General features: G+C 62.2%; 20 protein-coding genes and 1 pseudogene. 6 read left to right on the forward strand and 15 right to left on the reverse strand.

Translation table 11 applies throughout. The features are described 5' to 3' along the window. Nucleotides 1-165: 165 nt before the first annotated feature. On the forward strand, nucleotides 166-861 hold the full coding sequence (locus ABE493_RS00225) for a response regulator transcription factor (protein WP_346496127.1): 696 nt from the start codon (nucleotides 166-168) through the stop codon (nucleotides 859-861). Nucleotides 862-909: 48 nt separating this feature from the next. Here ABE493_RS00225 and ABE493_RS00230 read toward each other — a convergent pair whose 3' ends face one another. Then, nucleotides 910-1,086 (reverse strand): hypothetical protein, encoded by a 177-nt coding sequence (locus ABE493_RS00230; RefSeq protein WP_156455709.1) that lies wholly within the window; start codon nucleotides 1,084-1,086, stop codon nucleotides 910-912. Between the two features lie 271 nt (nucleotides 1,087-1,357). Next, on the reverse strand, nucleotides 1,358-2,032 hold the full coding sequence (locus ABE493_RS00235) for a response regulator transcription factor (protein WP_346496130.1): 675 nt from the start codon (nucleotides 2,030-2,032) through the stop codon (nucleotides 1,358-1,360). A gap of 496 nt (nucleotides 2,033-2,528) precedes the next feature. On the opposite strand from ABE493_RS00235, the gene ABE493_RS00240 reads away from it, so the two are divergent. From ABE493_RS00240 to ABE493_RS00250, 3 genes are all read left to right on the forward strand, one after another. Beyond that, complete coding sequence (locus ABE493_RS00240) at nucleotides 2,529-2,828, forward strand: hypothetical protein (protein WP_346496132.1); 300 nt, start codon at nucleotides 2,529-2,531, stop codon at nucleotides 2,826-2,828. 382 nt (nucleotides 2,829-3,210) lie between these two features. Further along, nucleotides 3,211-4,119 carry an AraC family transcriptional regulator gene (locus ABE493_RS00245; protein ID WP_346496134.1) on the forward strand — a complete coding sequence of 303 codons (909 nt, stop codon included), beginning with the start codon at nucleotides 3,211-3,213 and terminating at the stop codon, nucleotides 4,117-4,119. 453 nt (nucleotides 4,120-4,572) lie between these two features. Continuing rightward, nucleotides 4,573-5,877, forward strand: coding sequence for an NAD(P)/FAD-dependent oxidoreductase (locus ABE493_RS00250; RefSeq protein WP_346496136.1), 1,305 nt, complete (start codon nucleotides 4,573-4,575; stop codon nucleotides 5,875-5,877). A gap of 100 nt (nucleotides 5,878-5,977) precedes the next feature. Here the strand turns inward: ABE493_RS00250 and ABE493_RS00255 are convergent, their stop codons facing one another. Then, on the reverse strand, nucleotides 5,978-6,865 hold the full coding sequence (locus ABE493_RS00255) for a LysR family transcriptional regulator (protein ID WP_346496138.1): 888 nt from the start codon (nucleotides 6,863-6,865) through the stop codon (nucleotides 5,978-5,980). Nucleotides 6,866-6,989: 124 nt separating this feature from the next. On the opposite strand from ABE493_RS00255, the gene ABE493_RS00260 reads away from it, so the two are divergent. Continuing rightward, the gene (locus ABE493_RS00260) at nucleotides 6,990-8,039 is read left to right on the forward strand and encodes an NAD(P)-dependent alcohol dehydrogenase (protein WP_346496140.1); all 1,050 of its coding nucleotides are present in this window, start codon (nucleotides 6,990-6,992) and stop codon (nucleotides 8,037-8,039) included. 211 nt (nucleotides 8,040-8,250) lie between these two features. Here ABE493_RS00260 and ABE493_RS00265 read toward each other — a convergent pair whose 3' ends face one another. The 5 genes and pseudogenes from ABE493_RS00265 to ABE493_RS00290 all read right to left on the reverse strand — a co-directional run bounded on the left by ABE493_RS00265 (nucleotide 8,251) and on the right by ABE493_RS00290 (nucleotide 15,070). Then, entirely contained in the window at nucleotides 8,251-9,300 is a 1,050-nt protein-coding gene (locus ABE493_RS00265; RefSeq protein ID WP_346496142.1) for an LLM class oxidoreductase, read from the reverse strand. Between the two features lie 11 nt (nucleotides 9,301-9,311). Then, on the reverse strand, nucleotides 9,312-9,947 hold the full coding sequence (locus ABE493_RS00270; RefSeq protein ID WP_346496144.1) for a glutathione S-transferase family protein: 636 nt from the start codon (nucleotides 9,945-9,947) through the stop codon (nucleotides 9,312-9,314). A 207-nt stretch (nucleotides 9,948-10,154) separates the two neighbouring features. Next, nucleotides 10,155-13,210, reverse strand: a pseudogene (locus tag ABE493_RS19395) (efflux RND transporter permease subunit). Nucleotides 13,211-13,212: 2 nt separating this feature from the next. Further along, nucleotides 13,213-14,352 (reverse strand): efflux RND transporter periplasmic adaptor subunit, encoded by a 1,140-nt coding sequence (locus tag ABE493_RS00285; protein ID WP_346496148.1) that lies wholly within the window; start codon nucleotides 14,350-14,352, stop codon nucleotides 13,213-13,215. Nucleotides 14,353-14,494: 142 nt separating this feature from the next. Next, nucleotides 14,495-15,070 (reverse strand): methylated-DNA--[protein]-cysteine S-methyltransferase, encoded by a 576-nt coding sequence (locus tag ABE493_RS00290; RefSeq protein ID WP_346496150.1) that lies wholly within the window; start codon nucleotides 15,068-15,070, stop codon nucleotides 14,495-14,497. Between the two features lie 75 nt (nucleotides 15,071-15,145). Here ABE493_RS00290 and ABE493_RS00295 point away from each other — a divergent pair, with 75 nt between their 5' ends. Continuing rightward, complete coding sequence (locus ABE493_RS00295) at nucleotides 15,146-16,045, forward strand: LysR substrate-binding domain-containing protein (RefSeq protein WP_346496152.1); 900 nt, start codon at nucleotides 15,146-15,148, stop codon at nucleotides 16,043-16,045. Between the two features lie 167 nt (nucleotides 16,046-16,212). Here ABE493_RS00295 and ABE493_RS00300 read toward each other — a convergent pair whose 3' ends face one another. From ABE493_RS00300 to ABE493_RS00330, 7 genes are all read right to left on the reverse strand, one after another. Further along, nucleotides 16,213-16,599: a nuclear transport factor 2 family protein gene (locus ABE493_RS00300; protein WP_346496154.1), complete on the reverse strand. Its 387-nt coding sequence runs from the start codon at nucleotides 16,597-16,599 to the stop codon at nucleotides 16,213-16,215. A gap of 131 nt (nucleotides 16,600-16,730) precedes the next feature. Further along, the gene (locus tag ABE493_RS00305) at nucleotides 16,731-17,627 is read right to left on the reverse strand and encodes a type 1 glutamine amidotransferase domain-containing protein (protein WP_346496156.1); all 897 of its coding nucleotides are present in this window, start codon (nucleotides 17,625-17,627) and stop codon (nucleotides 16,731-16,733) included. Between the two features lie 70 nt (nucleotides 17,628-17,697). Next, nucleotides 17,698-18,735 (reverse strand): AraC family transcriptional regulator, encoded by a 1,038-nt coding sequence (locus ABE493_RS00310; RefSeq protein WP_346496158.1) that lies wholly within the window; start codon nucleotides 18,733-18,735, stop codon nucleotides 17,698-17,700. Between the two features lie 150 nt (nucleotides 18,736-18,885). Then, nucleotides 18,886-19,062 (reverse strand): hypothetical protein, encoded by a 177-nt coding sequence (locus tag ABE493_RS00315; protein ID WP_346496160.1) that lies wholly within the window; start codon nucleotides 19,060-19,062, stop codon nucleotides 18,886-18,888. Nucleotides 19,063-19,271: 209 nt separating this feature from the next. Continuing rightward, a complete protein-coding gene (locus ABE493_RS00320) occupies nucleotides 19,272-20,780 on the reverse strand; it encodes an arylsulfatase (RefSeq protein ID WP_346496162.1) in 1,509 nt (502 codons plus the stop codon). A gap of 127 nt (nucleotides 20,781-20,907) precedes the next feature. Further along, complete coding sequence (locus tag ABE493_RS00325) at nucleotides 20,908-22,428, reverse strand: arylsulfatase (RefSeq protein ID WP_346496163.1); 1,521 nt, start codon at nucleotides 22,426-22,428, stop codon at nucleotides 20,908-20,910. A gap of 128 nt (nucleotides 22,429-22,556) precedes the next feature. Then, nucleotides 22,557-24,878 (reverse strand): patatin-like phospholipase family protein, encoded by a 2,322-nt coding sequence (locus tag ABE493_RS00330; RefSeq protein WP_346496165.1) that lies wholly within the window; start codon nucleotides 24,876-24,878, stop codon nucleotides 22,557-22,559. Nucleotides 24,879-24,969: the final 91 nt, after the last annotated feature.

Below are 24,969 nucleotides of genomic sequence, written 5' to 3' on the forward strand. Positions count from 1 at the left end.
GTGGCAGGCCGCGCAAGTGGGCTTGCAATGGCCGTCTTGGCCTACAAACCGCTATCTCGAACACCGATGTGACATGGATTCTGTCCTGAAGTAATCTGCATGCAATAGGGGGCTTCCTCGGCTGGGATTGGCCAGTTGCCGTTGCACTCCAGGGAGAGCGTCACCATGAGTGGTTTCAAGATCAAGGTGATTTTGGCTGACGATCACCCGGGCATGATTGCAGGGGTCAAATACGAGCTGTCATCTGTAGACACGATTGAACTGGTCGGCACCGCTGCCGATTCCACCGAGTTGATGGCGCTGCTCAATGGTGTCGCCTGTGACGTGGTGGTCTCGGACTATGCAATGCCGGCGGGCGATTTTGGCGATGGCATCGCCCTTTTTGGAATGATTGCCAGACGGCACCCGCAGGTGAAGCTGGTGGTGCTGACGATGCTGGACAACCCGGCGGTGTTGCACACCCTGCTGACCCAGGGCGTCATGTGCATCGTCAGCAAGTCGGATGCCTTGACCCATCTGGTGCCTGCCGTGCACGCCGCGCATGGTGGGGGCAAGTATTATTCGCCCACGATCGAGAAAGTGGTGCAGAGCATCGAGCTCAACCGGCGCAGCCGCAACCCGGCGGGGGTACTGAGTATCCGAGAGTCCGAGGTGGTGCGTCTGTATGCCTCGGGCCTGACCGTCAACGAAATCGCCGAGCGCCTGCACCGCAGCAAGAAGACCATCAGCACGCAGAAAGCCAATGCGATGGAAAAACTGTCCATCGAGAAGGATGTGGATCTGCTGCGCTATGCCATGGAGAACGGCCTGGTTACCTCATCAGGCGGTGCGCCGGCGGCATCGGAGCCAGGCGGAACCTGAGCGACGGCAATCCCTGCCGTCCAGCCCGCGGTTCCGCGCTGGGTCCTGTCAGTCGATATCCAGCCCCAGCTTGCCCGACTCCCACTGCATCATGATTTTGCGCCGCCGTTGCGGCGAGGCATACATGAACAGGTTGAGGGTTTCCAGAAACTGGTTCTTCTGGATGGTGGAGAGACGTGCGAAATCTATCAGCAGTCGCCTGACGTCTGCGGTTTTCTTGTCCATCACTGTGTGTTCTCGGCCGCAGCTCATAAGCAAAGCACGCATGCGAGCGCCAGGATGGCGCCGCACAAGGAATTTGCTCATGGTGTGTCAAGCGCACAGGTGCGGCCATAGGACCCGTCCCAATCAGGCGGACTTTTCCTGTCCCTATTGGCGCACTCCATTTCGGAATTGATTCTGCGTTTTTATTGGTTTGCTGCAATCCAGTGGCGGAAAAGTTGTCGCACCGGGGTTGGGAAACAACCTTGCCCGGGTTTCTGTCGTTCCCGGGCCGTCATGCCCGGGCGGCGCTTGGCCCCATCTCGGCGTCGGCCAGGCCTGATTCGATGCCGTAGCGCAACAGGTCCACATCGCGTTTGAGCCCCAGTTTCAACATCGCCGCACCTTTCTGGGTGCTGATGGTCTTCTTGCTGCGGCTCAGGCGTTCGGCGATTTCGTTGACGGTCAAGCCCGAGACAAAGAAGCGGATGACTTCCAGTTCGCGGGTTGTCAGCATCTGCACCCCGGAGCTGCCCGAGGTCACCGCGCCGGCAATGTCGGTGATGGTGGGGGAAAGGTAGCGCCCGTTGGCGTATGCGCCGTGCACGGCCGGCAACAGGTGATTGAGCGAGTCGGATTTGCTCAGGATGCAGGAGATGCCAAGGCTCAGCAGTGAATGCACGATGCCGGGGTTCTCCAGCATCGTCAGCACCACTATCTTAATGGCGGGGTAGCGCTTCTTGACCAACTTGAAAAGCGCGATGCCATCGCCGTAGCGCCCGCCGGGCATAGAGTAATCAGAGATCAGCACGTCACAGGGGTTGCGCGCAAGCACATCCATCAACTCGGTTGAGTTGCGTGCAGAGCCCATTACCGACACCGTGCCGCTTGAGGTAAGGACGTACTGAAGGCCGGCACGCACGGCGGAATGATCGTCCGCGAGAACGACACGGAGGGTGAGTGGCTTCATGGCGGATCGGCTTCAGTTGTTGAACGGGAGAGGCCAGTAGAGAGGAGGCTTTGACGCTGCAGCGTGCGGGGCAGGAGGTAAAACGAAAGGTGGGTACGCGCTTTCCATTACTTTATTTGTGTACTGCCAGCAAAGTAAGCACTTGGCGTCTTATTCAGTGCGCCACGTTTCTAGGACGGGTCCGATCCCGTGATTTCATCCACGGAACCGATGCGCGCCCCTTGCGGCCCCTTTTTCAGCTGCCACAAGGGTGCTGCAGGCCACGTCCTGTGGGCCGCTGCCAACGGTTTCTGCAACGCCGGAGGTGTAGGCGAGGGCTCCTCCGCTGGGGCGGCGATGCCGGCAAGCCAGACGAGGAAAGGCGATGCAGTGCTGGAAGTTACACGCGTTATGGCTGGGTTATCATGGAAGATCGGCATACCTTCAAGGTCAATCACCGGATCGGCAAGCGTAAAGTGATGTATCACTTTATTATTGGCGGTCAACGGGTGAGGAAATGACGATGGCCGATCAGGGCGACAGCGAAAAACAGGATGCCGCGGAGCCAAAGCGCAGGGGCAGGCCACGTCTTTACGCTACGCCCTTGTCGCAGGCCGAGCGGGCCAAGCGCTACCGTAAAGCGCGGCAATGGGACGAGAGCAGCCTGGATGACTGTCGCGATCCGGTGTTGATGGACCGCTTGAGCTGGGCATTGAAGCACAAGGAAACCTCGGAAGACGCTCGGGCCGCGCTGGACATCTACCTGGAAGAACTGGTGCGCCGCCATCACAGCAAAGGAAAGTCGGCGTTGAAATGAGTGGAAGCGGCGCCAGTAGATGCGCTGCGGATGCAACCGGTGATGTCCGCCCGTTTGCTGGAACGCTGGGCCGAGGTGCGAGCTGGCAGCCGACCGCGAGTAGGGGCAGGGCAGTTGGGGGTGTCGGTTGTCGATGCCACGCGCCTGCGCAGACGGCAAATGATGCGTTGAGCACGGTGGAGTTCGTCCCGCCATACCGCCCGTGCAAGGGGCGCTGCCGCCCCTTGCATAGTTGGCCAGCGGCCGCTGTAGGGATCGGTTACGGGTCCAGCGCATGCATTTGGCAACGTCGGTGCCATCAATCCGCGACAAGCGAACTCTGGCCACGGCGAATGTGCACTACGGTCATTTCATTTCTGCCGGCGCTGTCTAAGCTCCGCGCATGACCTCGTTGATTGACCTGCAGCACGCCATTGCGCGGCACAGTGTTGCCGGTTTCAACCAGACCGCTGTTCCGCGGATGGCGTTGGCCCGTGCTGACAGTGTCAGTGGCGGGTCGGAATCTGTGTATGAGGCCTGGTTGCTGGTGGTGGCGCAGGGCCGCGTGCGCATGCAGCTGGGGGATGAGCCCTTCGAGTTGTCGGCCGAGCGCTATGCGCTGACCTCGGTGGATCTGCCCTTGACCGGCGAGGTGTGCGAGGCCAGCACGCAACAGCCATTCCTGGCACTTGCGCTGAGCCTGGAGCCGGTCATGCTTGCCTCTGTACTGTTGGACATGGGCGAACAGCTGCTTGATCTCCCGCCTTCGGCCGGCATGGCGCTTGGCGTGCTGGGAACGGACCTGCTGGATCCGCTGACACGCCTGGTCCGCCTGCTGAGTCAGCCCGTGGACATCGGCATGCTCGCGCCGATGATCGAGCGGGAGATTCTCTACCGGCTGTTGCTGGGCGAGCCGGGCGCAATGCTGCGCCAGCTCGCCTTGTCGGACAGCCGCCTGTCCAAGATCAGCAATGCCATCAGCCACATCCGGCGCCACTACGCCCAGCCGCTGCGGATTGAAGTGCTGGCCAAGGCGGTAGGCATGAGCCTGTCCTCCCTGCACCGGCACTTCCAGGCGGTGACCGGGATGAGCCCCCTGCAATATCAAAAGCGGCTGCGGTTGCAGGAGGCGCGGCGGCAACTGACCGCTCGCCAGCAGAGTGCTGCAGGCATCGCCTTTGCAGTGGGTTACGAAAGCCCATCCCAGTTCAGTCGCGAGTACAAGCGGATGTTTGGCGTCGCGCCGTCGCGCGATGCGCTGGAACTTCGCCAAAGCGTGCTGCAGCCAAGGCGCGGCCCGATGACGGACTGATCGGCCGCGCACCTGCCACCGCCGTTGCCCCTGACAGAATCAGGCAAGGATCTGCCGGTATCCATCTACCGGAAATCGCAGCAACAGCCCTAGTCTTCCAGCCGTGGTCCGGTGTTTTGTCTGCCGTGAACAGGCAAGCTGTTCCTGCATCTATCGGGGCAGATGCGTTGCTGTCTGCTGCCGCTCCGGCAGGTCGGCTTGCCTCTGTAAACCAACGTGGTTGCAGGTGGAGGTTGTTCAATGCGGGGACATTCGGTTCTACGCACGGATGGTGCTGCTCGGCCGATCCGCTGCAGTACTTGACGCCCAAGCCGATTGCACTGTGGCAGATGGACCAAGGCTTCGAGGCGTTGAGGGACGGCTTCATTGCCGCTTGGTGATTACCTACTTCGAACACTGATGCTTTGAAAGCGCAGTGAAGGTGTTCCGTCTGGGCAGGGAGGCGAATTTCCTATGAGTGATGCGATGCAGACACAACAACGTATTGTGGTGGTTGGAGGCGGTGTTGCCGGGATCGAGATTGCAACCTCGCTCGCGCGGCGCGGTCGTGATTGGCCAGGCGCAGCGTCCGTAACGCTTATCGACAGCGATGTCGCCCATGTCTGGAAGCCCATGTTGCACACCATCGCGGCGGGCACCCGGGATATTTCGCAGCAGCAGACAACTTTTCTGGCACAGGCGCGGGAAGCTGGATTCAGCTACCAACCCGGTGAGCTGTGGGGTGTGGATCGCAGCCGTCGCGAGGTGTTGCTGGCCGAGGTGCGCAGTGCTGACGGGCGCGTGCTGGTGCCTGCACGGCGCGCGGCCTACGATGCCTTGGTCATTGCTGTCGGCAGCCAGGCCAACGATTTCCGCACCCCCGGCGTGGCCAGTCATTGCTTCAAGATCGACTCGCGCGTACAGGCCGATGCCTTCAACCGCGAGCTGCGGATCCGCGTGCTGCAGTCGTTTGCGCACGGCAAGCCGCTGTCCATTGCCATAGTCGGCGGCGGCGCCACCGGCGTTGAGTTGGCGGCGGAACTGGTGCAGCTGGTGGATGTGGCCGAAGGCTACGGCGCGAAGGGCCTGGCTGCCAGGATCAGCATCCATCTGATCGAGGCGGGTCCGCGGCTGCTTGCTGCATTTCCGCAGGACATCTCAGTTGCAACCAGCGCAAGGCTGCAGAGCCTGGGCGTCAAGGTGATGCTGGGTACGCAGGTAAAGGCAGCCAATGCCGAGGGCCTGGTGCTGGATAGCGGTGTGCTGCCGGCCGCATTGCGGGTGTGGGCGGCGGGGGTGAAGGCGCCAAATTTCCTGGCCGAGATGGACGGGCTGGAAACCAACCACAACAACCAGCTGCTGGTGCTGCCGACGCTGCAAACCACCAAGGACCCGGCCATCTACGCGGTAGGGGATTGCGCTGCACTGACCTTGCCAGACGCTGAGCGACCATTGCCGCCCACCGCACAGGTGGCGCATCAGCAGGCGCAATATCTGGTGCGCAACCTGCGCAGGCAGTTGAACGGCGAAAAAGTGACAGATTTCACCTATCGGGACTTCGGTGCATTGGTGTCCCTGGCCGACTATGACGCTTTTGGTTCACTGGGGAAATTCGGCATATTCAAGGGCGGCACCATACGCGGCCGGCTTGCGCAGTTCAGTCACATCATGTTGTACCGCAGCCATCAGGCCAGAATCCACGGCTTCTGGCGCGGCGGCCTGCTGTGGCTGGTGGACCGCTTGAACGCGCGGTTGCGGGCACCGATCCGGCTGGATTGATCCGATCTGCCGCTGCACCTGCAGCAGTGTTTACCGCTTGATTGCGGGTTGGTTGCGAGCAGCGTCAGTCGATACACGCTCGCTGTGTGCGCGGCGATACTCAGATCCGCAGTGCATCCACTACCAGCGCGAACGCGGCTGAATGTTGGCGGCGGCTGGGGTAGTACAGGTGGTAGCCGGGGAAGGGCGGGCACCAGCTCTGCAGCACGCGCACCAGCCGGCCCTGCTCGATATACGGCGCGAACTCGCCTTCCGGTAGAAAACTGATGCCCAGGCCATCCAGCGCGGCCTGCACGATGGGCGGTGAGGTGTTGAATACCGCCTGGCTTTCAACCCGCACGTTGACCTGCCGGCCATTGCGCTCGAACTCCCAGACATACAGGCCGCCCGAGCTGGACAGGCGGATGTTGATGCAGTTGTGGCCGGTGAGGTCGGCGGGAACCTTGGGCGCTGGATGCTGTTCCAGATAGGCGGGCGAGGCGACCGCGGCCATGCGGACTTTCGGGCTGATCGGCAGGGCGATCATGTCCTTGTCAATGCTCTCGCCAAGGCGTACACCGGCGTCGAAGCGATCGGCGACGATGTCGCGCAACGCATAGCTGACATCGAACTCGATGTGGATGTCCGGGTAGCGGTGCATCAACGGCAACAGCTTGGGCAGCAGGATGGTCTGCAGCGAGTGGTCGCCGCAGGTAAGTCGCAGGGTGCCGGCAGGGGTGTCGCGCATCGCGCTGAGGGCATCGAGCTCGGCTTCTATCTCGTCAAAACGGGTGCCGATAGCGGCCAGCAGGCGCTCACCGGCGGGGGTTGGCGACACGCTGCGGGTGGTGCGGGTGAGCAGACGGATCTGCAGGCGTTCTTCCAGTGCCTTGATGGCCTGACTGAGCGCGGACTGTGAGACACCGAGCAGCGCACCGGCGCGGGTGAAGTTGCCTTCGCGGGCGACACAGACAAAGGCGAGTAGATCGTTGAGGTTGCGGCGTGCCATGGGCGCAGTGTGGCATGTCAGATTGATTAGTTCAGCTAATAGTGGCTAGAAGCATTGATTACCTTATCAATCCAGTGATCCGGGTGGACAATGGCGCCACCCCCTTAGAACGTTGGAGTTCCCCATGTCTGTCAAAGCCTACGGCGCGCATGCCGCCGACAAGCCGTTGGAGTCGATGGATATCACCCGCCGCGCGCCGGGAGCGCACGACGTGCAGATCGATATCGCCTATTGCGGCGTCTGCCACTCGGACCTGCACCAGGTGCGTGCCGAGTGGGCTGGCACCCAGTTCCCCTGCGTCCCCGGCCATGAAATCGTCGGCAAGGTAGCGGCGGTGGGCGCCCATGTAAGCGGCTTCAAGCCCGGCGACCTGGTCGGCATTGGTTGCATCGTTGACAGCTGCAAGCAGTGCGAGGATTGCGACAGCGGCCTGGAGAACTATTGCGACGGCATGGTCGGCACCTATAACGGCGTAACCGAAGATGCGCCGGGCTGGACGCTGGGCGGCTACTCGCAGGAAATCGTGGTGCACGAGCGCTATGTGCTGCGTATCGGCCACCCCGAAGCGCAGCTTGCCGCTGTGGCCCCGCTGCTGTGCGCCGGCATCACCACCTACTCGCCGCTGCGGCATTGGAATGCCGGCCCGGGCAAGACGGTGGGTGTGGTCGGCATCGGTGGCCTGGGCCACATGGGCATCAAGCTGGCCCGCGCGATGGGCGCGCACGTGGTTGCGTTCACCACGTCCGAATCCAAGCGCGAAGCAGCGATCGCCTTGGGTGCTGATGAAGTGGTGGTGTCACGCGATGCAGCGGCCATGGCCGCGCAGGGCAAGCGTTTTGACCTGATCGTCAATACTGTGGCTGCACCACATGATCTGGACGCGTTCCTCGCGCTGCTCAAGCGTGATGGCGCCATGGTGCTGGTTGGTGCACCAGCAACCCCGCATCCCTCGCCGAATGTGTTCAACATGATCACCAAGCGCCGCACCCTGGCCGGTTCGATGATTGGCGGCATTCCGGAAACCCAGGAGATGCTGGATTTCTGCGCCAAGCACCAGATCGTGGCCGACATCGAAATGATCACTGCCAGTGAGATCAACGATGCCTACGAGCGGATGCTCAAGGGTGACGTCAAATATCGTTTCGTGATCGACAACGCCAGCCTGTCTGCCTGAGTGCGGTGGGCGCGTGACGCCCCTCTGGCGTTGCGTTGATGGGCCGGTGCTGTGATGGCACCGGCCCATCTTGCATTGGGGCTTGGGCTTCGAAGCGGTTGTAGGCGCTATGCAGGGCAGGACAGCTTGCCCGTGTTGCGCGCCGCTTCCCGGGCCGGGGCCGCAATGGTTGCCACGCCCGCGAGCAAAGTGCCTGCAGGCAGGACAGCAGCTACCAGCGTGGCGTTGCCACTGCAGGTGTCGCATGCGAGGGAAACAGCGGCAGTACGTACTCTGACAGTTCCTGCAGTACCTCGGCGGCGGGCCGCGCGGAGAACTGGATTCCCAGCGCGGCGTGATTGACGCCTGCCCGTTGCCATTCGCCGAGCAGATCGATCAGTCCATTGCGGCCCGTCCTCAAGGTATAGCCACCGTTGATTGGCGTGCGCGGATGGTTGGGGTCGTCGACCAGATCCAGCCATTCGTTGGTGACATGCGGACGGAAGCCACCATCGGGGATGAGTGCGCGCCACGCGCGGATCTTCTCGGCCAGTCGCTTCGGGCCGGCAGCGTGGTGGGTTGCATCCGGGTAGGTCAGCCAGCCATCGGCGTGCTCTGCCACCCATTGCAGCGTTTGCCGGGAAGTGCCGGTGACCAGCAGCGGTACCGCTCCGGCCACCGGCTTGGGCAGCAGTTCCACCCCACGGGCGCTGCCCAGTCGCGAGCTGATGTTGGCTGCGCCCGGTTGCATCAATTCGCGCACATAACTGACCGCATCTGCAAAACGCTCGCCGCGCTGCGCGTGGTCCAAGCCGTAGGCCGGAAACTCGACCGGCCTGTCGCCCGACGCAATACCCATTACCAGGCGCCCAGCGGAGAGCTGATCGATGGTTGTCGCTGACTTTGCCAGGTCGATGGGGTGTCGCAAGGAGAAAATCGCACTGCCTGTGGCCAGCGCAATGCGGTCGGTTTGTGCGGCAAGGAATGCCAGGTAGGTGAAGGGGTCGAACAGCTGGCCAGCGTCGCCAAAATGAGGGTCGAACAAAGGGACATCACGTACCCAGACCGCGGCGAAACCGACGCGGTCAAGCAGGCTGACGAGTTCCGCCTGGCCTGCAAGCACGCCCATTTCGCCGCGATAGAAGCGCAGCGGCAGGAAGACTCCAAGACTCAAGGCATCTTCGCGGAACATGCGCTGGTAGCCCGGATGCCGGGCGAAAGCCGGTGCTGAGGCGCCAACCAGTGCTGCAGACGTTGCTGCAGTGTCGTTCAAGTAAGTCATCGGTATCTCGCTCACGGGCCGGTGGCAGGTTCGGGGATCAATACGCCGCGCTGTACCGCCGGACGTCGCGCAATCCGCGCATGCCACTCGCTCAGGTGCGGGTAGTGGCTGAAGTCCATATCGATGACATTGGCGATATGGGTCCAGCCGAAGCCGGCGATGTCGGCAATGGAGTACTCCTCGCCGGCCAGCCAGGGGCGATCAGCCAGGCGCTGGTCTAGCGTGGCAAAGAACTCATTGCTCAAACGGCGATAGCGCTCGATGGCTGCGGGTAGCGGCGTATCGGCAAACATCTCGAAGTGGACGCGCTGGCCCAGAATCGGACCGACGCTGGCGGAATGGAACATCAGCCAGCTGATCGCTTCCCAGCGCGGTGCCGGCGCCTGCGGCAGTAGGCGGCCGCTGCGTTCGGCCAGATACAGCAGGATCGCAGCGGATTCAAAGAGGGTGATGCCGGCGGACGTGTCCACCAGAACCGGAATCCGTGCATGCGGATGCAGCTTCAGAAATGCGGCCTGTTGGTGCTCGCCGTCTGCGATGCGGACGTGATGGACCTGGTAGGGCACGCTCAGCTCTTCCAGCGCGATGGAGATCTTGAAGCCGTTAGGCGAACTGTCGGTGTACAGACGAAGCGACGGATTCGACATGAGGTTGTCCTTATTAAAGGTAGGGGCATTGCGTGCGCGATGGACACTGCGCGTTGGGTGAAGGGGAAGAAGGTTTGTCGACAAGCGACCGTGATGGGAGTCAGGGCAGGCATGCAGCGGGAAGGGTTCAAGCGGCCTGCCGCCATCACTGGTCAACGACACGACGAGTGACGGGGCGAGCAGGCCAACGAAGGTTGCTGGCTGTGGCTATGCCGGCTCGGCAGCGCTGTTGGCGGCAGCCGTTGGTGCCAGCTGCCGGGCAAATCGCGCGTACACAGCCGGAAGCACGAACAATGTGAAGGTGGTGCCCACGATCAAGCCCGAGACCAGCACCACCGCAATGGCGCGTTGGCTGCCGGCACCGGCACCAGTGGCGAAGAGCAAAGGCAGCAGACCACCGACCATCGCAGCGGTGGTCATCAGGATCGGGCGAACGCGGGTACGTGCTGCTGCAAGGACTGCCGCAGTACGGTCGAGTCCCTGACTGCGTTGCTGCGCGTTGGCGAATTCGACGATCAGGATGCCGTGCTTGGCGATAAGGCCGATCAATGTCACCAAGCCGATCTGGGTGTAGATGTTCAACGTGCCGAAGCCGAAGAACAGTGCGATCAGGGCACCGAACGCGGCCAGCGGCACGGTGGTCAGGATCAGCAGCGGGTCGCGGACACTTTCGAACTGCGCTGCAAGTACCAGGAAAATAAATACCAGAGCGAACGCAAAGGTGATCGCAAAGCCGCCTTGCTCCTGCAGGTATTGGCGGGATTCGCCGAGGAAGTCGACCTGATAGCTGCCGGGCAGTTTGTCTGCGGCGAGCTGCAATACCTCCACGGCTTGCCCCAGGGTGACGCCCGCCGCCGGCACCGCCACCAGCGTGGCGCTGTTCAACTGGTTGTGCTGGGTAAGTGCATTGGCTTCCACGCCGTGCTCCAGACTGACCACGGAAGACAACGGCACCTGGGTGCCTGCGGCGCTGCGTACGTGGTAGAGCGTCAATGCCTCAGGGGTCAAGCGCTGATCACGTGGCGATTGCGGAATCACGTCATAGGCGCGTCCCTGTGCGCCAAAGCGGTTGACGTAGGATTCGCCGACCAGGCGAGCGAGCGTGTCGCCAATCTCCTTCATGCTCAGGCCCAGGTCATGCGCACGTGAACGATCGATGCGCACGTTGACGGTGGGGCTGGCAAAGCTGAGGTTGGAATCAACGAAAGCAAACTTGCCGCTGGCCACGGCAGCCGCTTCCAGCGTCTGCATTGCGGTATGCACCGCTTCGTGCCCGGCCGCCGATGCCAATACCATCTGGACCGGGAAGCCGCCTGCGGAGCCGGGGAGGGGCGTAGGTAGATAAGCGGAACCGGCAATGCCTTCGACGCCTGCCAAGGTTTGCTGCAACGTGTTCATGATTTCGCTTGAGGTGCGCTCGCGCTCGGCCCAGGGCGTCAACATCACGCCGCCCCAACCCAGGTTGAGGGCACTGCCGACGCCTTGCACCATGTAGGTGTTCCTGGCCTCCGGGATGTTGTTCAATGCGGCGGCCACGCGTGCCGACTGGCTTTCGAGAAACTCCAGGTTGGCCGATTGCGGGGCTTTCATGTCCACGACGATCTCGCCTTGATCTTCGGTGGGTGCCAGTTCGGATTGCAGTCCGTTGAACAGCACCGGCAGGCACAGCAGCGCCCCTGCACCGAGCAGCAGGATCGGGCGGGTGTCGCGCAACAGCCGTGCAAGCAGATCGTGATAGGCGCTCACTACGCGCGTGGTGGTCCGCTCCACGATCTGGCCGAACCGGCCAGGGTGTTCTTTGCGCAACAGCTTGGACGCCACCATCGGAGAGATCGTCAGCGCGACGATGGCCGAGACCACAACCGCAGCGGCCAGGGTGAACGCAAACTCGCGGAACAGCGCGCCGGTCAACCCGCCAACCAGACCGAGTGGCGCATACACCGCGATCAAGGTTGCCGCCATGGTCAACACCGGTCCGGCGATCTCGCGCGCGCCGTTGATGGCTGCAGCGCGAGGGGCTTCGCCATCCTCGATTCGACGATGGACGTTTCCCCCACCACGATGGCGTCGTCCACGACCAAGCCGATCGCCAACACCATTGCCAGCAGCGTCAGCAGGTTCAGGCTGAATCCCAGTGCGAACATGATCGCGGCCGCACCCAGCAGCGACAGCGGAATGCTCAGCATCGGCACCGCCACGGCGCGTACCGAGCCCAGGAAGAGAAAGATGACCAGTACCACTTCCAGGCTGGCGATGATCAGCTTGGCCTTGACGTTGCCGACCGCCGCGTCAATGAACACCGTGACGTCATACGGAATCGCCATGGTGCTGCCCGACGGCAACTCGAGTCCGTCCAGTACCGCGCGTACTTCGCGGGAGATGGTCAATGGATTGCCGCCCGGCGTGGCCATCACTTCCAGATACACCGCTGCCTCACCATTCATGCCAGCCGTCTGGTTGCGGCTTTGCGCGCCGATTTCCACCGATGCCACATCCTGCAGCCGCACCAGACCGGCGCCTGACTTCACCACCAGCTGGCGGAAGCCTTCGACACTGTCCAGCTGGGTATCGGTGCGCACGTTGGATACGACCAACACACCTTTTACCTGGCCGGGTGCGGCCTGGTAGTTGTTATCGGCGATGGCCGCGTCGATATCGGCACTGGTTACGCCGTGGGCTGCCATCCGCAGCGGATCGAGCCAGATCCGCATCGACAGTGTCTGTCCGCCCAGTACATTCACCGCAGCGACGCCTTCCACGGTGGTCAGACGCGGGCGCGCCACCCGCATGAGGTAGTCGGTGGTAGCAGTAGCGGCTTGGCCGTTGGGGGCAGTGAAGCCTGCGTACACCACGCCAATCGCACCTGGTGCCTGGCGCACGACCACCGGGTCGTATGCATCCTCTGGCAGCAGGTAACGAACCTCGTTGACCTTTGCCAGCACCTCGGTCAATGCGGCATCGGAATCCGCGTTCAGGCGCAGATGGGCGGTGATGGTGCTGCGCCCTTGTTCGGATGAAGAAGTGAGGTATTCAACGCCCTGCGTGGTGGCCACGGCCTGTGCCAGCGTGGTGGTGACGAAACCCTGCATCAGGTCGGCCGGGGCGCCTGGATACTCCGTGGTTACGGTGACCACGGCGCTTTCGATGCGCGGGTACTGCCGCAACGGCAGATCCAGCAGTGCGCTCAAACCCACCAGTACGATCAGCAGGGCGAAGGCAGTGGTAAGGACCGGACGGCGGATGAAGAAGTCGGTAAAGGCCATCGTCACTGCCCCTTGCTTGCAGCAACGGGTGGGACTGCAGTGGCAGGCATGCTCACCTGGGCGCCGTCCTGCAGATTGATCTGGCCTGAAGTGACCACCAGCTCACCTGCCTGCAGGCTGCCGCTATGCAGTGCTACGCGGTCCCCGTGGCGCACGCCGGTCTGTACCGGTAGCAGATGCGCCTGAGGCTTGCCGTTGTTGTCACGGACGACATAGAGCGAATCGCCAGACAGCGACGCGCTGATCGCGATGGCAGGTACCGTCACCGCAGGTGGCTCGGGCGGCAGCGTTACCAGCACCCGGGCGAAGGTTCCTGGCCACAACTTGCCCTTGTCAGCGGTGGGCAGGGTGGCGCGCACGGTGACCATGCGATCGTTCTGATCCACGCGTGGATCAATGGCGCTGATGCGGCCGATGGTGCTGCTGTCGGCGACACCATCAGCGCTCAGCTGTACTGCCAGACCTTCGCTCAGCAGCGATAGGAACCGCTCCGGCACCCGGAAGTCGACATGCAGATGGCGAAGGTCGGTCAGCGTGGCGATTGGTGTGCCCGCTTCAACGAACTGACCAAGGTTGACCTGGCGCACGCCCAGCACACCCTCGAATGGTGCGCGTACGCGTCGTTGTGCGATCTGCGCCTGTACCTCCGCGACCTGCGCGTGTTGCTGGGCATGGCTGGCTTGGTGCTGCTCGAACTCGGCACGTGAAAGGATCTGGTCTTTCAGGCGGTGCGCGCGTGCCAGGCTTGCGTCCGCCAGCGTTGCCGCCGCGCGGTGGCGGTCAAGCTCGCGTTGCAGCGGCGCATCATTGAGCTGCGCCAATGCTGCGCCAGCCTTGACGGACTGGCCGCTGGTGAAGTGCAGTGCCGTGATTCGGCCGGCTACCTCGGCCGCTACCAGTACCTGCTGGTCCGCTACCACCGTGCCGATTGCTTCGATCTGTCTGGGCAGTGTTTCGCGTCTTGCGGCTTCGGCGACAACCGCTACCGCTGACGGTGCGCTGGCAGTGGCCGCAGCGCTGGCCGCACTGCGTTTGCGATGGGCATCAAAGAGTGCGAGCAGAACAAGCAGGATGACCACGCCGACGGCAATCCCGATCAGGACGAAGCCGCGTGTGCGGTGATTGCGGGCGTTGGCGCTCATCGCTGTGCTCCCGCAGTTGTTGCAAAGTTCATTTCAGTTGACGTCCTGGGACTGGGAATGGCCGCAGTCTAGGTGTCACCGGGTGCTGGAAAAAACGATTTTCCTTCTCGTAAGAAGTTAGTTTTTCTGATGTGAACTGGGGTCACGGATACTTGCTGTTGAACAGGATATGTTGGCGGGCCGAGGCCTCGTGTGTGAGCAGAGCCGCCTTGCGTTGAAGGCCAGCGCTGTAGCCGGACAAGGAACCATTGGTAGCGATGATCCGGTGGCAGGGGATGATGATGGAGATCGGATTGAGCGCATTGGCGCGGCCGATGGCGCGGGCCGACGAGGCCGGCTGCAGTTGTCGTGCAAGCGCACCGTAGGTGGTGGTTGAGGCATACGGAACCTCAGCCAGTTTCAGCCATTCGCGGCGTAGAAATTCGCTTCCGCGTGGTGCCAATGGCAGGGTGAAGACCTTCCGTTCGCCATTGAAGTATTCGTCAAGCTGGGCAGCCACACGGCTTACCGCATGCGGGTCCGGTTGCAGCGGCAGCGCCCACTCCTGGCAACCCGCCGCGCGCTCGTCATCAATGAAATCCAGACGGAGCAAGGCCCCGACGGGGTCGACGATGGCCAGCATCTGGCCCAGCGGCGTGTGAATGTGGCCGCCACTCAACGGCGCGAGCCTGGCCTGTAACCGGCTATCCATAAATTTAGCTTTTCTTACTTTGTCCAATGGCCCATGCTGAGCGCCGATTGGCCGCGCCAATACCGATTTTTTCTAAAGCACAACGTCAGGAAATCCAAACTCATGGGCGCAGTCCTTCCGCTGTTGGCGTTGCGTGCGTTTGTGGAGACCGGCCGGCACGGCAGTCTCAAAGCCGCCGCCGAAGTGATGGGGGTCAGCCCCGGTGCCATCAGTCAGCAGCTGAAACTGTTGACCGAGCGCACCGGCGTGAGCCTGTTCATCCGCAACCGCAACGGGGTTGCGCTCAGCCCTGCCGGCGCACAGGTTTACCCGGCATTGCTCCGCGCATTCGACACCATCCAGGACAGCATGGCGCTGCTCGAGGCGATCAACGGGCGTCAGACCTTGACGATAAGCACGGTACCGAGCTTCGCCGCATCCTGGCTGGTGCCGCGCTTGGGCCGTTTTACCGGCCAGCATCCGGATATCGAGATACGGGTGGAGGCATCTTCGGCACTGGTTGATCTGCGCCGTGACCGCATCGATGTCGCCGTTCGTCATGGCCTCGGGCAATACCCTGGGTTGGTCTCGCGGCATCTGGCATCGCCGGTGTTCCTGCCGGTCGCTTGCCCTGGTCTGCTGGCCGAGGGACCGCGCATACGCTCGCCAAAGGACTGCCTGAAATATCCGTTGCTGCAGGATTCCGACCGCAGCGATTGGCGGTTGTGGTTCAAGGCGCTGGGGATGGCGGATGATCCACGCATCGAGCGCGGGCCCGCTTTCGATGACGATGTGTTGCTGATCCGGGCAGCTGAGGCCGGGCAGGGCATCGCCATGGTGCGTGATGTCTACGTGCAGGCCGAAGTGGCGAGCGGGCGGCTGGCCGTTGCCTTGGATCAGCCTTGGCCAACCGCGTTTGCGTACTATGCTGTGACCTTGCCTGGCGCGGATGAGAAGCCCGCAATCAGTGCGTTTCTGGCATGGCTGCAGCGCGAAGCCCAGGCCGAGGAGGCGCTGCGTTAGCGCAGCAGCAGGATGAGCCACGTTTGCGGATTGGCCGGCAGCTACCATCGCATACATCTGCCATCGCGGGCCACCATGCAACCAGGCTTTCATTGCCATGACAGCGCGCCCGCTGGCAACCGGGCGCGCTGTGTCTACGATGCTGAGGTTGAAGGCGTAGGCAGCCGTTATGAAGTTGCGGGCTTGCGCTTGCCGCCCCACGACTTGCTGGCGATCATCCACTTGCCGTCAATGTTCAGCAGTGCCAGATAGTCCACGCCATCCCAGCCTGGGTAGTTCAGCACCACTTTGACCATCGCTATTTCATCGGTGACGTCCAGGATCTCGTAGGTTCGATGGCGCTGGTCTTCATCGGCAGCAGGTTTGCCCGGAAATCCTTCAGCCCATTCCTCGGCAGTCAACGTGACAATCTTGCCGGTGGCCGTTGAATGCCCGACGACGATGCCGTCCTTTCTGAAGGCTTCAAAGATAAGTGCGGAATCGCCGGCCTCAAAGCCTCGCATCAGCTGTTGCATGACTTGTTCGACGGCCGCGCGATTGCTGTTCTGCGCCATTGCGGATGCGGGGAGGAGAATCAGTGCTGCTGCGAGCACAAGCGAGCGTAAGGAGGATTTCATTTTAGTCCTGGTGGTCATTGGTGGATGGATGGGTATCTGGAAACCTGTGAACGGCGCTGTGCCGCCACTCAGTCGGTCGCGGTGTTGCCGGTAGTGGTCGAGGCTGCCTGGCTACGTAGAAGTTCGACGACGGCCTGTGCCAACGGTGCGGCCGAGGCGTAGTTCTGGCCCGTCACCACGCGCCCGTCGACTTCGATGTAGGGCGCCTCACTGTCGACGGCGCGGAAGATGCCGCCGCGTTCGCCCACTGTTTTGCGGATGAGAAACGGGAACTGCTTGAAGTACGCCGCAGCCTGATCTTCATGCTCCTCCGGGAAACCGGTGATGCGCTTGCCGGCAAGCAGGCTTTGGCCATCGGATAGCCGGAGGTTCACGATGCCGGCGGTGCCGTGGCAGACCGCCGAGATCACCCCGCCGTTGCGCTCGTAGACATGCATGGCGATGCCCTGCAGGCGGCGGTCCTCGGCCACGCCATACATGGCATTGCTGCCACCGACGTAGTACACGGCCCGGTAGCGCTCGGGGTCGACCTGGTCGGGGGTCAGGGTGTTACCCAGCCCGGTCATGATGCGGCTGTCCTGCAGCCGCGATTCCATGTCCTGGCTGACATAGCTGTCCAGGATCGGCACCGCGCCACCATCGGGTGAGACAAAGTCCACCTCATGGCCGGCTGCCTGGAAGGTGTCCCAGGCGTTGACCACCTCGCCAAAGCTGACACTGGCCGGCAGCGTGGAATCGCCGTGGACCTTGCTGCTGGCAAGGACGAACAGGATGCGGCCGGGCTGGCCGTCGGCCGCCGGGACCAGGTTGGCGTCACCCGGGTTTGAGCTGGTGATTGCAGTGGCTGCGCTGCTGCTCAGCCCTGGCTCCATCGTCGGGGCCGTGCTGGCATGGGCATTGCGGAAGCCGCTGGGCCAGGCCAGCAGCAGCAACAACAGGATGGGGATCAAGCGGGATATGGGCATCGATGCTGGCTCGTGAGGTGGAGCCAGCAGACTAGGTGATCCCTTTCAGATCAATGTCTTGGGGTGTAATTCAGGAGTGCTGAAATCGATTCCCGGAGTTGTTTCCGGCTGCGCGGAAGGCCGCAGGGGTAATCCCTTCGAGCTTTTTGAAGGCGCTGTGGAAGGTGGACATCGATTGGAAGCCGGCCTCCTCGGCAACCCGTTCCAGCGGCTTGGCTGGCAGCTGCCGCAGCAAGGCCTTGGCCTCCACCACCCGCAGCTGCGCCAAATAACTTTTGAACGAGGTCCGTTTGTTGTCGTTGAGCAGTTGTGACAAGCGCGTCTGCGGAATGCCGAGGCGGCGGGCGAGGCGGGGCAGGGTCAGCGCCGGGTCCAGATGCAGCCGCTCACGGTCCATCAGCTCTTCCAGTGCCTGCAGCTGCGGCGTTGCCTCGGCGTCGGAGATGCGTCGGTCCTGGTAGGGCTCGATCGGTGCCCGGCCCGCCCGCAGACGCAGATACACAAGCACACTTGCAGCCAGCACAAAGGTGAAGGACAGCGCTCCGACGATGTAGGAGGTGTAGCCGGAGGTGAAATAGGCCGCCCAGATGAGCCAGACACCAATCAATGCGCCCAGCAGCAACCGGCCTGAAGGCGTGCCCATGAGCCCGCTGCGGTGCCGCAGCAACTGCGCGCTCGCAAGCAGCAGATAGCCAAGCCAGATGTACTGGATGGCCGGGGTAATGGTCCATCGCCATAGCTCGACATGGCCGGTGTAGGGCAGCAACATATTCACCAGCAGGGTGATCGCCAGCACGCCGGCGACGTGCCAGCGGTCGATGCGGCTGAGCCCTGTGCTGTTGGCCAGGCTGGAGCGCAGCAGGAAGAACAGGCAGGGGCCGATCAGGAAGCAGGCGGTCAGGCCCAGCTGCAGAACGATCCTGGGGATGTCCGGCCAGAAATGGAAGGCAACCGATTTGCCGGTGCGCACCCCGACCATCAGGATCAACAACGCCAACCACCGCTGGCTGGGCTCGCCTCTGGCGCGCCACCACAGCACCGAGGCCACGACCAGGCCGTTGAAGGCGCCGAGCATGGCGAAGAAGAACAGGAAATGTTGGCTCAGCATCAGCGGAGTATTGGGGAAAAACGTATTCAGTCAAGTTGCGACGCGAGCATCCGGACGGGGCAAGCCCGAGCCGCGCGGGCCAGGAATTCGACTCTGGGCAGCCTGTGAACCGGCACATCAACTGTTACCCGACGGCCGCTTGCCACGGCTTCAGCTGACTTGGGACAGGATGATCCCGACCGCGGCGCACCAGCACACCAGCACGAACCAGGTCAGTACGGCGTTGGCGGACAGCCCGCGATGGCGCACCACCAGGCTGACCACCAGTGCTGCCACCAGCGGAACGATAAACAAGCTGAGGACCCAGATCCATGGATGTTCTTTCATGAGCGCTCTCTTGCGCGGGGGAGGAACCGAGAAGCGAGCCTGGACAGTTGTCGAGCAGGAGCCCCGCCATCGGCGTGCGGCAGATCCCTCCGCTGATTTGACCGGCCGCGCTTCAAACCTGTGCTGCGCAGGCACATGCATTGCCTGCGCAGCGTTGTAGGCTTGTGATGGCTGTCGCCCTGCGCAGGTTTGCAGCGCAGGCGTTGCGATCAGGACTTGGGCATCAAGGATTCCACTACACGATCAATGGTGAAACTTGCGGCCTTGGCCCTTGGCGGGAATTCCTTGAAGCTTTCCAGCCACTTCATCAGCAAGGGCGGTGCGGAATAGAGCAGGAAATTCTGTTCCACCAGCCAATCGTTGTACTTGAAGCTTTCCTCGCCGCGTTCGAACGGGTCCGAACGCAGGTCGAAGAATTTCGGGATGCGCATTGGCCGCAGATGGGTGCGCCAGACTTCGATTCCCGTCTCGGTCTGCTCCAGAAAAACCACCTTGTAGCGGCCCATGCGCACGGCCATGCATTCGCCATCGTCGCTCCAGTAGATGAAGGCCTTTCGCGGCGATTCAGCGTCTTTGCCATGCAGGAACGGCAGCAGATTCTCGCCGTCCAGGTGGACCTTGAATGTCTGTGCGCCGAGCGCATGCCCCTTCTTCAGGTTCTGCACCAGGTCAGGATCATCGTTGGCGGCGGCAAAAGTGGGTATGAAGTCCTGCAGCGAGGCGATGTCATTGACGACGCGTCCTGGCTCAATCACGCCCGGCCACTTCCACACACAGGGAATGCGCCAGCCACCTTCCCAGTTGGTGTCCTTCTCGCCACGGAACGGGGTTGCACCGCCGTCCGGCCACGACAGCACTTCGGCGCCGTTGTCGGTGGTGAACACCACCATGGTGTTGTCGGCGATGCCCAGATCATCGAGCTTCTTCAGCAGTTCGCCCACGTAGCCGTCGAGTTCAACCATGCCATCCGGGTACAGGCCCAGGCCCGTCTTGCCGCGCGAGGCAGGCTTGAGATGGGTGAATACATGCATGCGGGTCGGATTGAAGTAGCAGAACCAAGGCTTGCCGTCCTTGTTGTTGCGATCGATGAAATCCAGCGCGGCGCCGACGAATTCCTCGTCCACGGTTTCCATGCGCTTGCGGGTGAGCGGGCCGGTGTTCTCTATGACCTGCTTGCCGACCCTGCCGAACTGCGCATCGTCAGTGGCATCGTCCTTGTCTGTTGCTTTGCACTTGAGCACGCCACGTGGCCCAAAGCGTTTGCGGAATGCAGGATCCTTGGGGTAATTCTCGTATTCGGGTTCTTCTTCGGCATTGAGGTGATAGAGGTTGCCAAAGAATTCATCAAACCCGTGCACGGTAGGCAGGTGCTCGTTGCGGTCGCCCAGGTGGTTCTTGCCGAACTGCCCGGTCGCGTAGCCGTAGCTTTTTAGTACATTGGCGACAGTGGGATCCTCAGCCCCCAGACCAAGCGTTGCGCCAGGCATGCCGACCTTGGTCAAGCCAGTGCGGATCGGCGACTGGCCCGTGATGAATGCGGCGCGGCCTGCGGTACAGCTCTGTTGGCCGTAGAAGTCGGTGAATCTGGCGCCCTCCTTGGCAATGCGGTCGATGTTTGGCGTGCGGTAACCCATTATTCCGTCGTTGTAACAGCTTGCGTTGAACCAGCCGATGTCGTCGGCCATGATGAAGAGGATGTTGGGCTTGTTCGCGTCCATAGCACAGCTCCGGGGTAATAAGCCAAAGCCTACAATCGGCGTCGCCGCCGGAAATCCGAAAAAAAACCAGAAACGCGGCAGTAAAACTACCTGCCGCGTCTGTGCAGGCCTGCATCGCAACCCCGGCTTACTGCCCCAGCTTGCTCTCTGCCATCTTCTTGATCATCTCATCGATGTTCAGGCTGCTGGCTTCCTGGCGCGGCGGGTAATCCTTGAACGTGCGCAGATGCTCATGCATTTCATGCAGCATGATGTTCATGATGCCGCTCTTGTGCTGCGACTGCTCCGCACGAGGGCCCGGTGCCTGCTCGTAGGACTCGAACGGATCCTGGCGGATGTTGAACAACCACGGTATTTCCAGCTGCTTGGCGCTGCCGTAGTAGCCATCGCGCACCGTGAAGTGGATCTTCCATTGGTTCCAGCGCATCGCCTGCAGGTGCGATTCGGAATAGTAGTAGAAGCTGTGGCGGGCAGAAGTCTCGGTTTTCCCGGTCCAATAGGCGAGCTGGTCCAGGCCGTCGATGTAGCAGCGGTGGTTGATCTCGCCGCCGAGTTTATCGCCGGCCGCCAGCTTGGCCGGGATATCCGGTGCACCAGCGATGTGTGCCAAGGTGGTGAACACATCTTCGCCGCAGTGGATGCCATTGAGCTCGCGGCCTGCGGGTATGTGGCCGCGCCAGCGCACCATCATCGGCACGCGCAGGCCACCTTCCCAGGTCGTCATCTTCTCGCTGCGGTAGGGAGTGGTGGAGCCGTGCGGCCAGGTCGAATGTTCCGGACCGTTGTCGGTGGAGTAGATGACCACCGTATCGTCGGCGATACCCATTTCCTCCAGCTTGCGCAGCACCAGCCCGATCTGCTCGTCGTGCTGGAGCATGCCGGCGCAATGCAGGTCGCTGTAACTGGTGAAGGCTTTCGCCTGCTGTTTGTATTCTTCCGGTACATGGGTGAAGACATGCATGCGCGTGGTATTCAACCAGATGAAGAATGGCTTGCCTTCTTCCTGCGCCTTCTCCATGAACGTAAACGATGCGTCGATGAACTCCTGGTCCACCGTCTCCATGCGCTTGCGTGTCAGTGGGCCGGTGTCTTTGATGCGTTGGCGGCCGATCTTGCCGAATCGCGGATCAACTGTGGCATCGTCATCGGTGCTGGCGTGGCTGTGCAATACACCGCGCGGGCCCAGCTCCTTCTTCAACGCTGGGTTGTCCGGGTAGTCTTCGTCGGAGGTCTCTTCCTCGGCATTGAGGTGGTACAGGTTGCCGAAGAATTCATCGAAACCATGCACGGTGGGCAGGTGTTCGTTGCGATCGCCAAGGTGGTTCTTGCCGAATTGACCGGTGGCATACCCCAGCGGCTTCAATACCTCGGCCAAGGTGGGGTCTTCTTTCTTGAGGCCGAGTGGCGCGCCGGGCAGACCGATGGTGGTCAAGCCGGTGCGTATCGGCAACTGGCCGGTGATGAAGGCCGCTCGCCCGGCTGTGCAGCTGGGTTGGGCGTAGTGGTCGGTGAATATCGCGCCCTCTTTGGCGATGCTGTCGATGTTCGGGGTGCGGTAGCCCATAGCGCCGCGGCTGTAGGCCGACAGGTTCCAGATACCAATGTCATCGCCCCAGATCACCAGAATATTGGGTCGCTTGGTAGTCATTGCACTGCCTCGGCTGCATGGGAAGGGTTCCCCATCTTCCGGGTTGCAGCGCCGGTCCGGAGTAGAGAACTTACTGGGCCTGACTAAGTAAAAGTACCGGATCGCGAGGGTCGCTCATCATGGAAGTGTCATCTACCCATTGGCCGCAGCAGCGAGCCGAAGGTCAGATACCACGACGCCTGGCCATCGTCATTGATGCCGTAGGCCAGGAACATCGGGCCCAAGGGGGTATCGACGCCAGCGAACAGACTGCCTGCCAGCACCAGGTTGTCAGCATCAATCGCGGCGCGGGTCAGCCACACATTGCCTGTCTCCAAGCTCGCGCCCAGATACAACGGCAGCGAAAACAACCGTGTGGTATCGCCGGTGCGTCGATACACCACCGCCCGCAGCAGCGCACTCTGGTTGCCGAACAAGGCGCGTTCGTCGTAACCGGACAGGTTCAGGAAGCCGCCAAGAAAACTCTGCGCCCGAAAAAAATGATCATCGTCCACCGCGCTGCTCAGGTGCGCACCGAGCAACAGGTGGTAGCGGCCCCATGCATGCGCCCAATCGGCGGTCAGGCGCACTACGTCGCCCTCCACATCGGCACCCAGCTGTCGCCGGTACATTTCATAGTCGGCATTGAAGCGCCAACCCTGGGTCGGGAAGTTGATGCTGTCCAGCGAGTCCCAGGTGGCATTCAACGTCAGCGCGGCGAAGTCCTGCTTGTCGCGGCGGAAGTCCAGCGGGTTGCCGACGAGTTGATCGCTGCTGTCGCGGCCGCGAATAAGCCCGGCGTCAAGTGCGAAGGTCGGGCTGGGCGTGTAGCCGACGGTCAGGCCCAAGCCGCGCCGCTTGATGCGGTATTCGGCAATCTGCTGGCTGCCCGCCCACAGCGGCAGGGTTTCAGCTTCAGCCTGCAGGCTGGGTTGCAGGTAGAACATGCCACCGCCAAGTGGCTGGTGGAACTCCGAGTACAGGCCGCTGATATGGCCGGCATGCAGCACCGTCAGCCACTCGGCGCCCCAGCGGTTGATATCGACGACGGTCAGTTCGCTGGAGATCATGTAGCTGTTGCGGCCGGCAAAATTGTCACTGAGCTGGAAGCCGAATTTTCCGAACACCGACCAGGGGCGGTCGGTGGGCACGATCTGCAGCCCCCGTTCGCCATCGCGTTGCACCAGCCGGTAATCCAGTTGCTGGAAGCGGTTGGCGCTGTAGGCGACGCCAAGATCGTGCTGCAGGCGATCCACATCCAGTGGCTTCCCCACCTCTTCGCGCAGCGCGCGTTGAACACGTTGGGTGGCGGCGGTGGACTGGCTCGGTGCTACTTCCAAGAAGCTGATCAAGCCTGGGTCGAATGCACGTCTACGCTGTTGCCCGCGGTAGGCGAGGTAGCGGCTTTCATCCACGGCATGCCGCCGCAGTTGCGGTAGCGCCGCCTCGGCGGCTGCCACACCTGCGGCAATGGCTTCCTTGCCGCGATCGAACTGGGCAGCAGTCAGGTCGCCGAGTTCAGGGCGGATCAGTACGTCGTCTGTCGTAAGCGTGGCGAGCTGTCGCTGGGTCTTCTCGATCATCAATGCACCGATCATCTGGTCCATGATCGCGACCGGGTTGGTCAGTGCCGTTTCCGGGTGCAGCGGCGAGCCGACGTCAACCACGATCAATTGCTGTGCGCCCATGTCGCGCACTACATCTATCGGTACGTTGTCGACCATGCCGCCATCCACCAGCAGGTGACCATCCACCCGCAGTGGCGCAAAAGCCCCGGGTACCGACATGCTGGAGCGGATTGCCAATGCCAGGTCGCCTTGCTGCATCACAACCCGCTGCCCATTGCCGATGTCGGCGGCGATGGCGCGGAATGGAATGGGCAGCTTGCTGAAATCATCCTGGTCCCAGCTGGACAGGGTAAGCCGCCGCAGCAACAGCAGCAGCTTCTGGCCCTGCACCAGCCCGCCGGGCATCACCACCTTGCCATCGCGCAGGCCTACTTCCAGGTTCAGCAGATAGCGGAAGTCTGCGTCCTTGCGCCGCATTGGTTGATCTACGCGGGGTGCGTCATCGACGAACAGATCGGCCCAGTCCAGGGTTTCTATCAGGCGCTGCAACTCGTCGGTGGTGTAGCCACTGGCGTATAGCCCACCCACGATTGCGCCCATGCTGGTGCCGGCAATCTGGCAGATCGGGATGCGCTCGCGTTCCAACACCTGCAATACGCCGATATGCGCCGCACCGCGCGCGCCGCCGCCGCCCAGCACCAGGCCAACGCATGGCGTGGCGGCCTGCGTCTGTGCGGCAGCGTTGGTGTTGTCGCTGTCGGTGGCGGTTGTCTGCGCCCTGGCGGTGCCGCAAAGCCATAGGGCAAGCAGCAAGGGCACTGCACACTGGCAGGCGCGCGCCCATACAGCGGCCAGGTTGCCAGCCGGCGGGAGCACACGATGCGTGAGCCTGGGGTAGGGCATGGGATATTCCCGCGCATGTCGTTGCCTTGGGGCAACGCTCTGGCGGTCATTGTGCGGGGCGCGAACACCGCCGGCTGCGGTAAAACTACTG

Origin of the sequence: Stenotrophomonas terrae, assembly GCF_039674165.1 — a bacterium.
In the GTDB taxonomy this organism is placed as follows: domain Bacteria; phylum Pseudomonadota; class Gammaproteobacteria; order Xanthomonadales; family Xanthomonadaceae; genus Stenotrophomonas; species Stenotrophomonas terrae_A.

Bases quoted from the DNA above. Each gene is read 5' to 3' on its own strand.
- ABE493_RS00225 (WP_346496127.1), top strand. From the start codon at position 166: ATGAGTGGTTTCAAGATCAAGGTGATTTTGGCTGACGATCACCCGGGC.
- ABE493_RS00230 (WP_156455709.1), bottom strand. From the start codon at position 1,086: ATGGACAAGAAAACCGCAGACGTCAGGCGACTGCTGATAGATTTCGCA.
- ABE493_RS00235 (WP_346496130.1), bottom strand. From the start codon at position 2,032: ATGAAGCCACTCACCCTCCGTGTCGTTCTCGCGGACGATCATTCCGCC.
- ABE493_RS00240 (WP_346496132.1), top strand. From the start codon at position 2,529: ATGACGATGGCCGATCAGGGCGACAGCGAAAAACAGGATGCCGCGGAG.
- ABE493_RS00245 (WP_346496134.1), top strand. From the start codon at position 3,211: ATGACCTCGTTGATTGACCTGCAGCACGCCATTGCGCGGCACAGTGTT.
- ABE493_RS00250 (WP_346496136.1), top strand. From the start codon at position 4,573: ATGAGTGATGCGATGCAGACACAACAACGTATTGTGGTGGTTGGAGGC.
- ABE493_RS00255 (WP_346496138.1), bottom strand. From the start codon at position 6,865: ATGGCACGCCGCAACCTCAACGATCTACTCGCCTTTGTCTGTGTCGCC.
- ABE493_RS00260 (WP_346496140.1), top strand. From the start codon at position 6,990: ATGTCTGTCAAAGCCTACGGCGCGCATGCCGCCGACAAGCCGTTGGAG.
- ABE493_RS00265 (WP_346496142.1), bottom strand. From the start codon at position 9,300: ATGACTTACTTGAACGACACTGCAGCAACGTCTGCAGCACTGGTTGGC.
- ABE493_RS00270 (WP_346496144.1), bottom strand. From the start codon at position 9,947: ATGTCGAATCCGTCGCTTCGTCTGTACACCGACAGTTCGCCTAACGGC.
- ABE493_RS00285 (WP_346496148.1), bottom strand. From the start codon at position 14,352: ATGAGCGCCAACGCCCGCAATCACCGCACACGCGGCTTCGTCCTGATC.
- ABE493_RS00295 (WP_346496152.1), top strand. From the start codon at position 15,146: ATGGGCGCAGTCCTTCCGCTGTTGGCGTTGCGTGCGTTTGTGGAGACC.
- ABE493_RS00300 (WP_346496154.1), bottom strand. From the start codon at position 16,599: ATGGCGCAGAACAGCAATCGCGCGGCCGTCGAACAAGTCATGCAACAG.
- ABE493_RS00305 (WP_346496156.1), bottom strand. From the start codon at position 17,627: ATGCCCATATCCCGCTTGATCCCCATCCTGTTGTTGCTGCTGCTGGCC.
- ABE493_RS00310 (WP_346496158.1), bottom strand. From the start codon at position 18,735: ATGCTGAGCCAACATTTCCTGTTCTTCTTCGCCATGCTCGGCGCCTTC.
- ABE493_RS00315 (WP_346496160.1), bottom strand. From the start codon at position 19,062: ATGAAAGAACATCCATGGATCTGGGTCCTCAGCTTGTTTATCGTTCCG.
- ABE493_RS00320 (WP_346496162.1), bottom strand. From the start codon at position 20,780: ATGGACGCGAACAAGCCCAACATCCTCTTCATCATGGCCGACGACATC.
- ABE493_RS00325 (WP_346496163.1), bottom strand. From the start codon at position 22,428: ATGACTACCAAGCGACCCAATATTCTGGTGATCTGGGGCGATGACATT.
- ABE493_RS00330 (WP_346496165.1), bottom strand. From the start codon at position 24,878: ATGCCCTACCCCAGGCTCACGCATCGTGTGCTCCCGCCGGCTGGCAAC.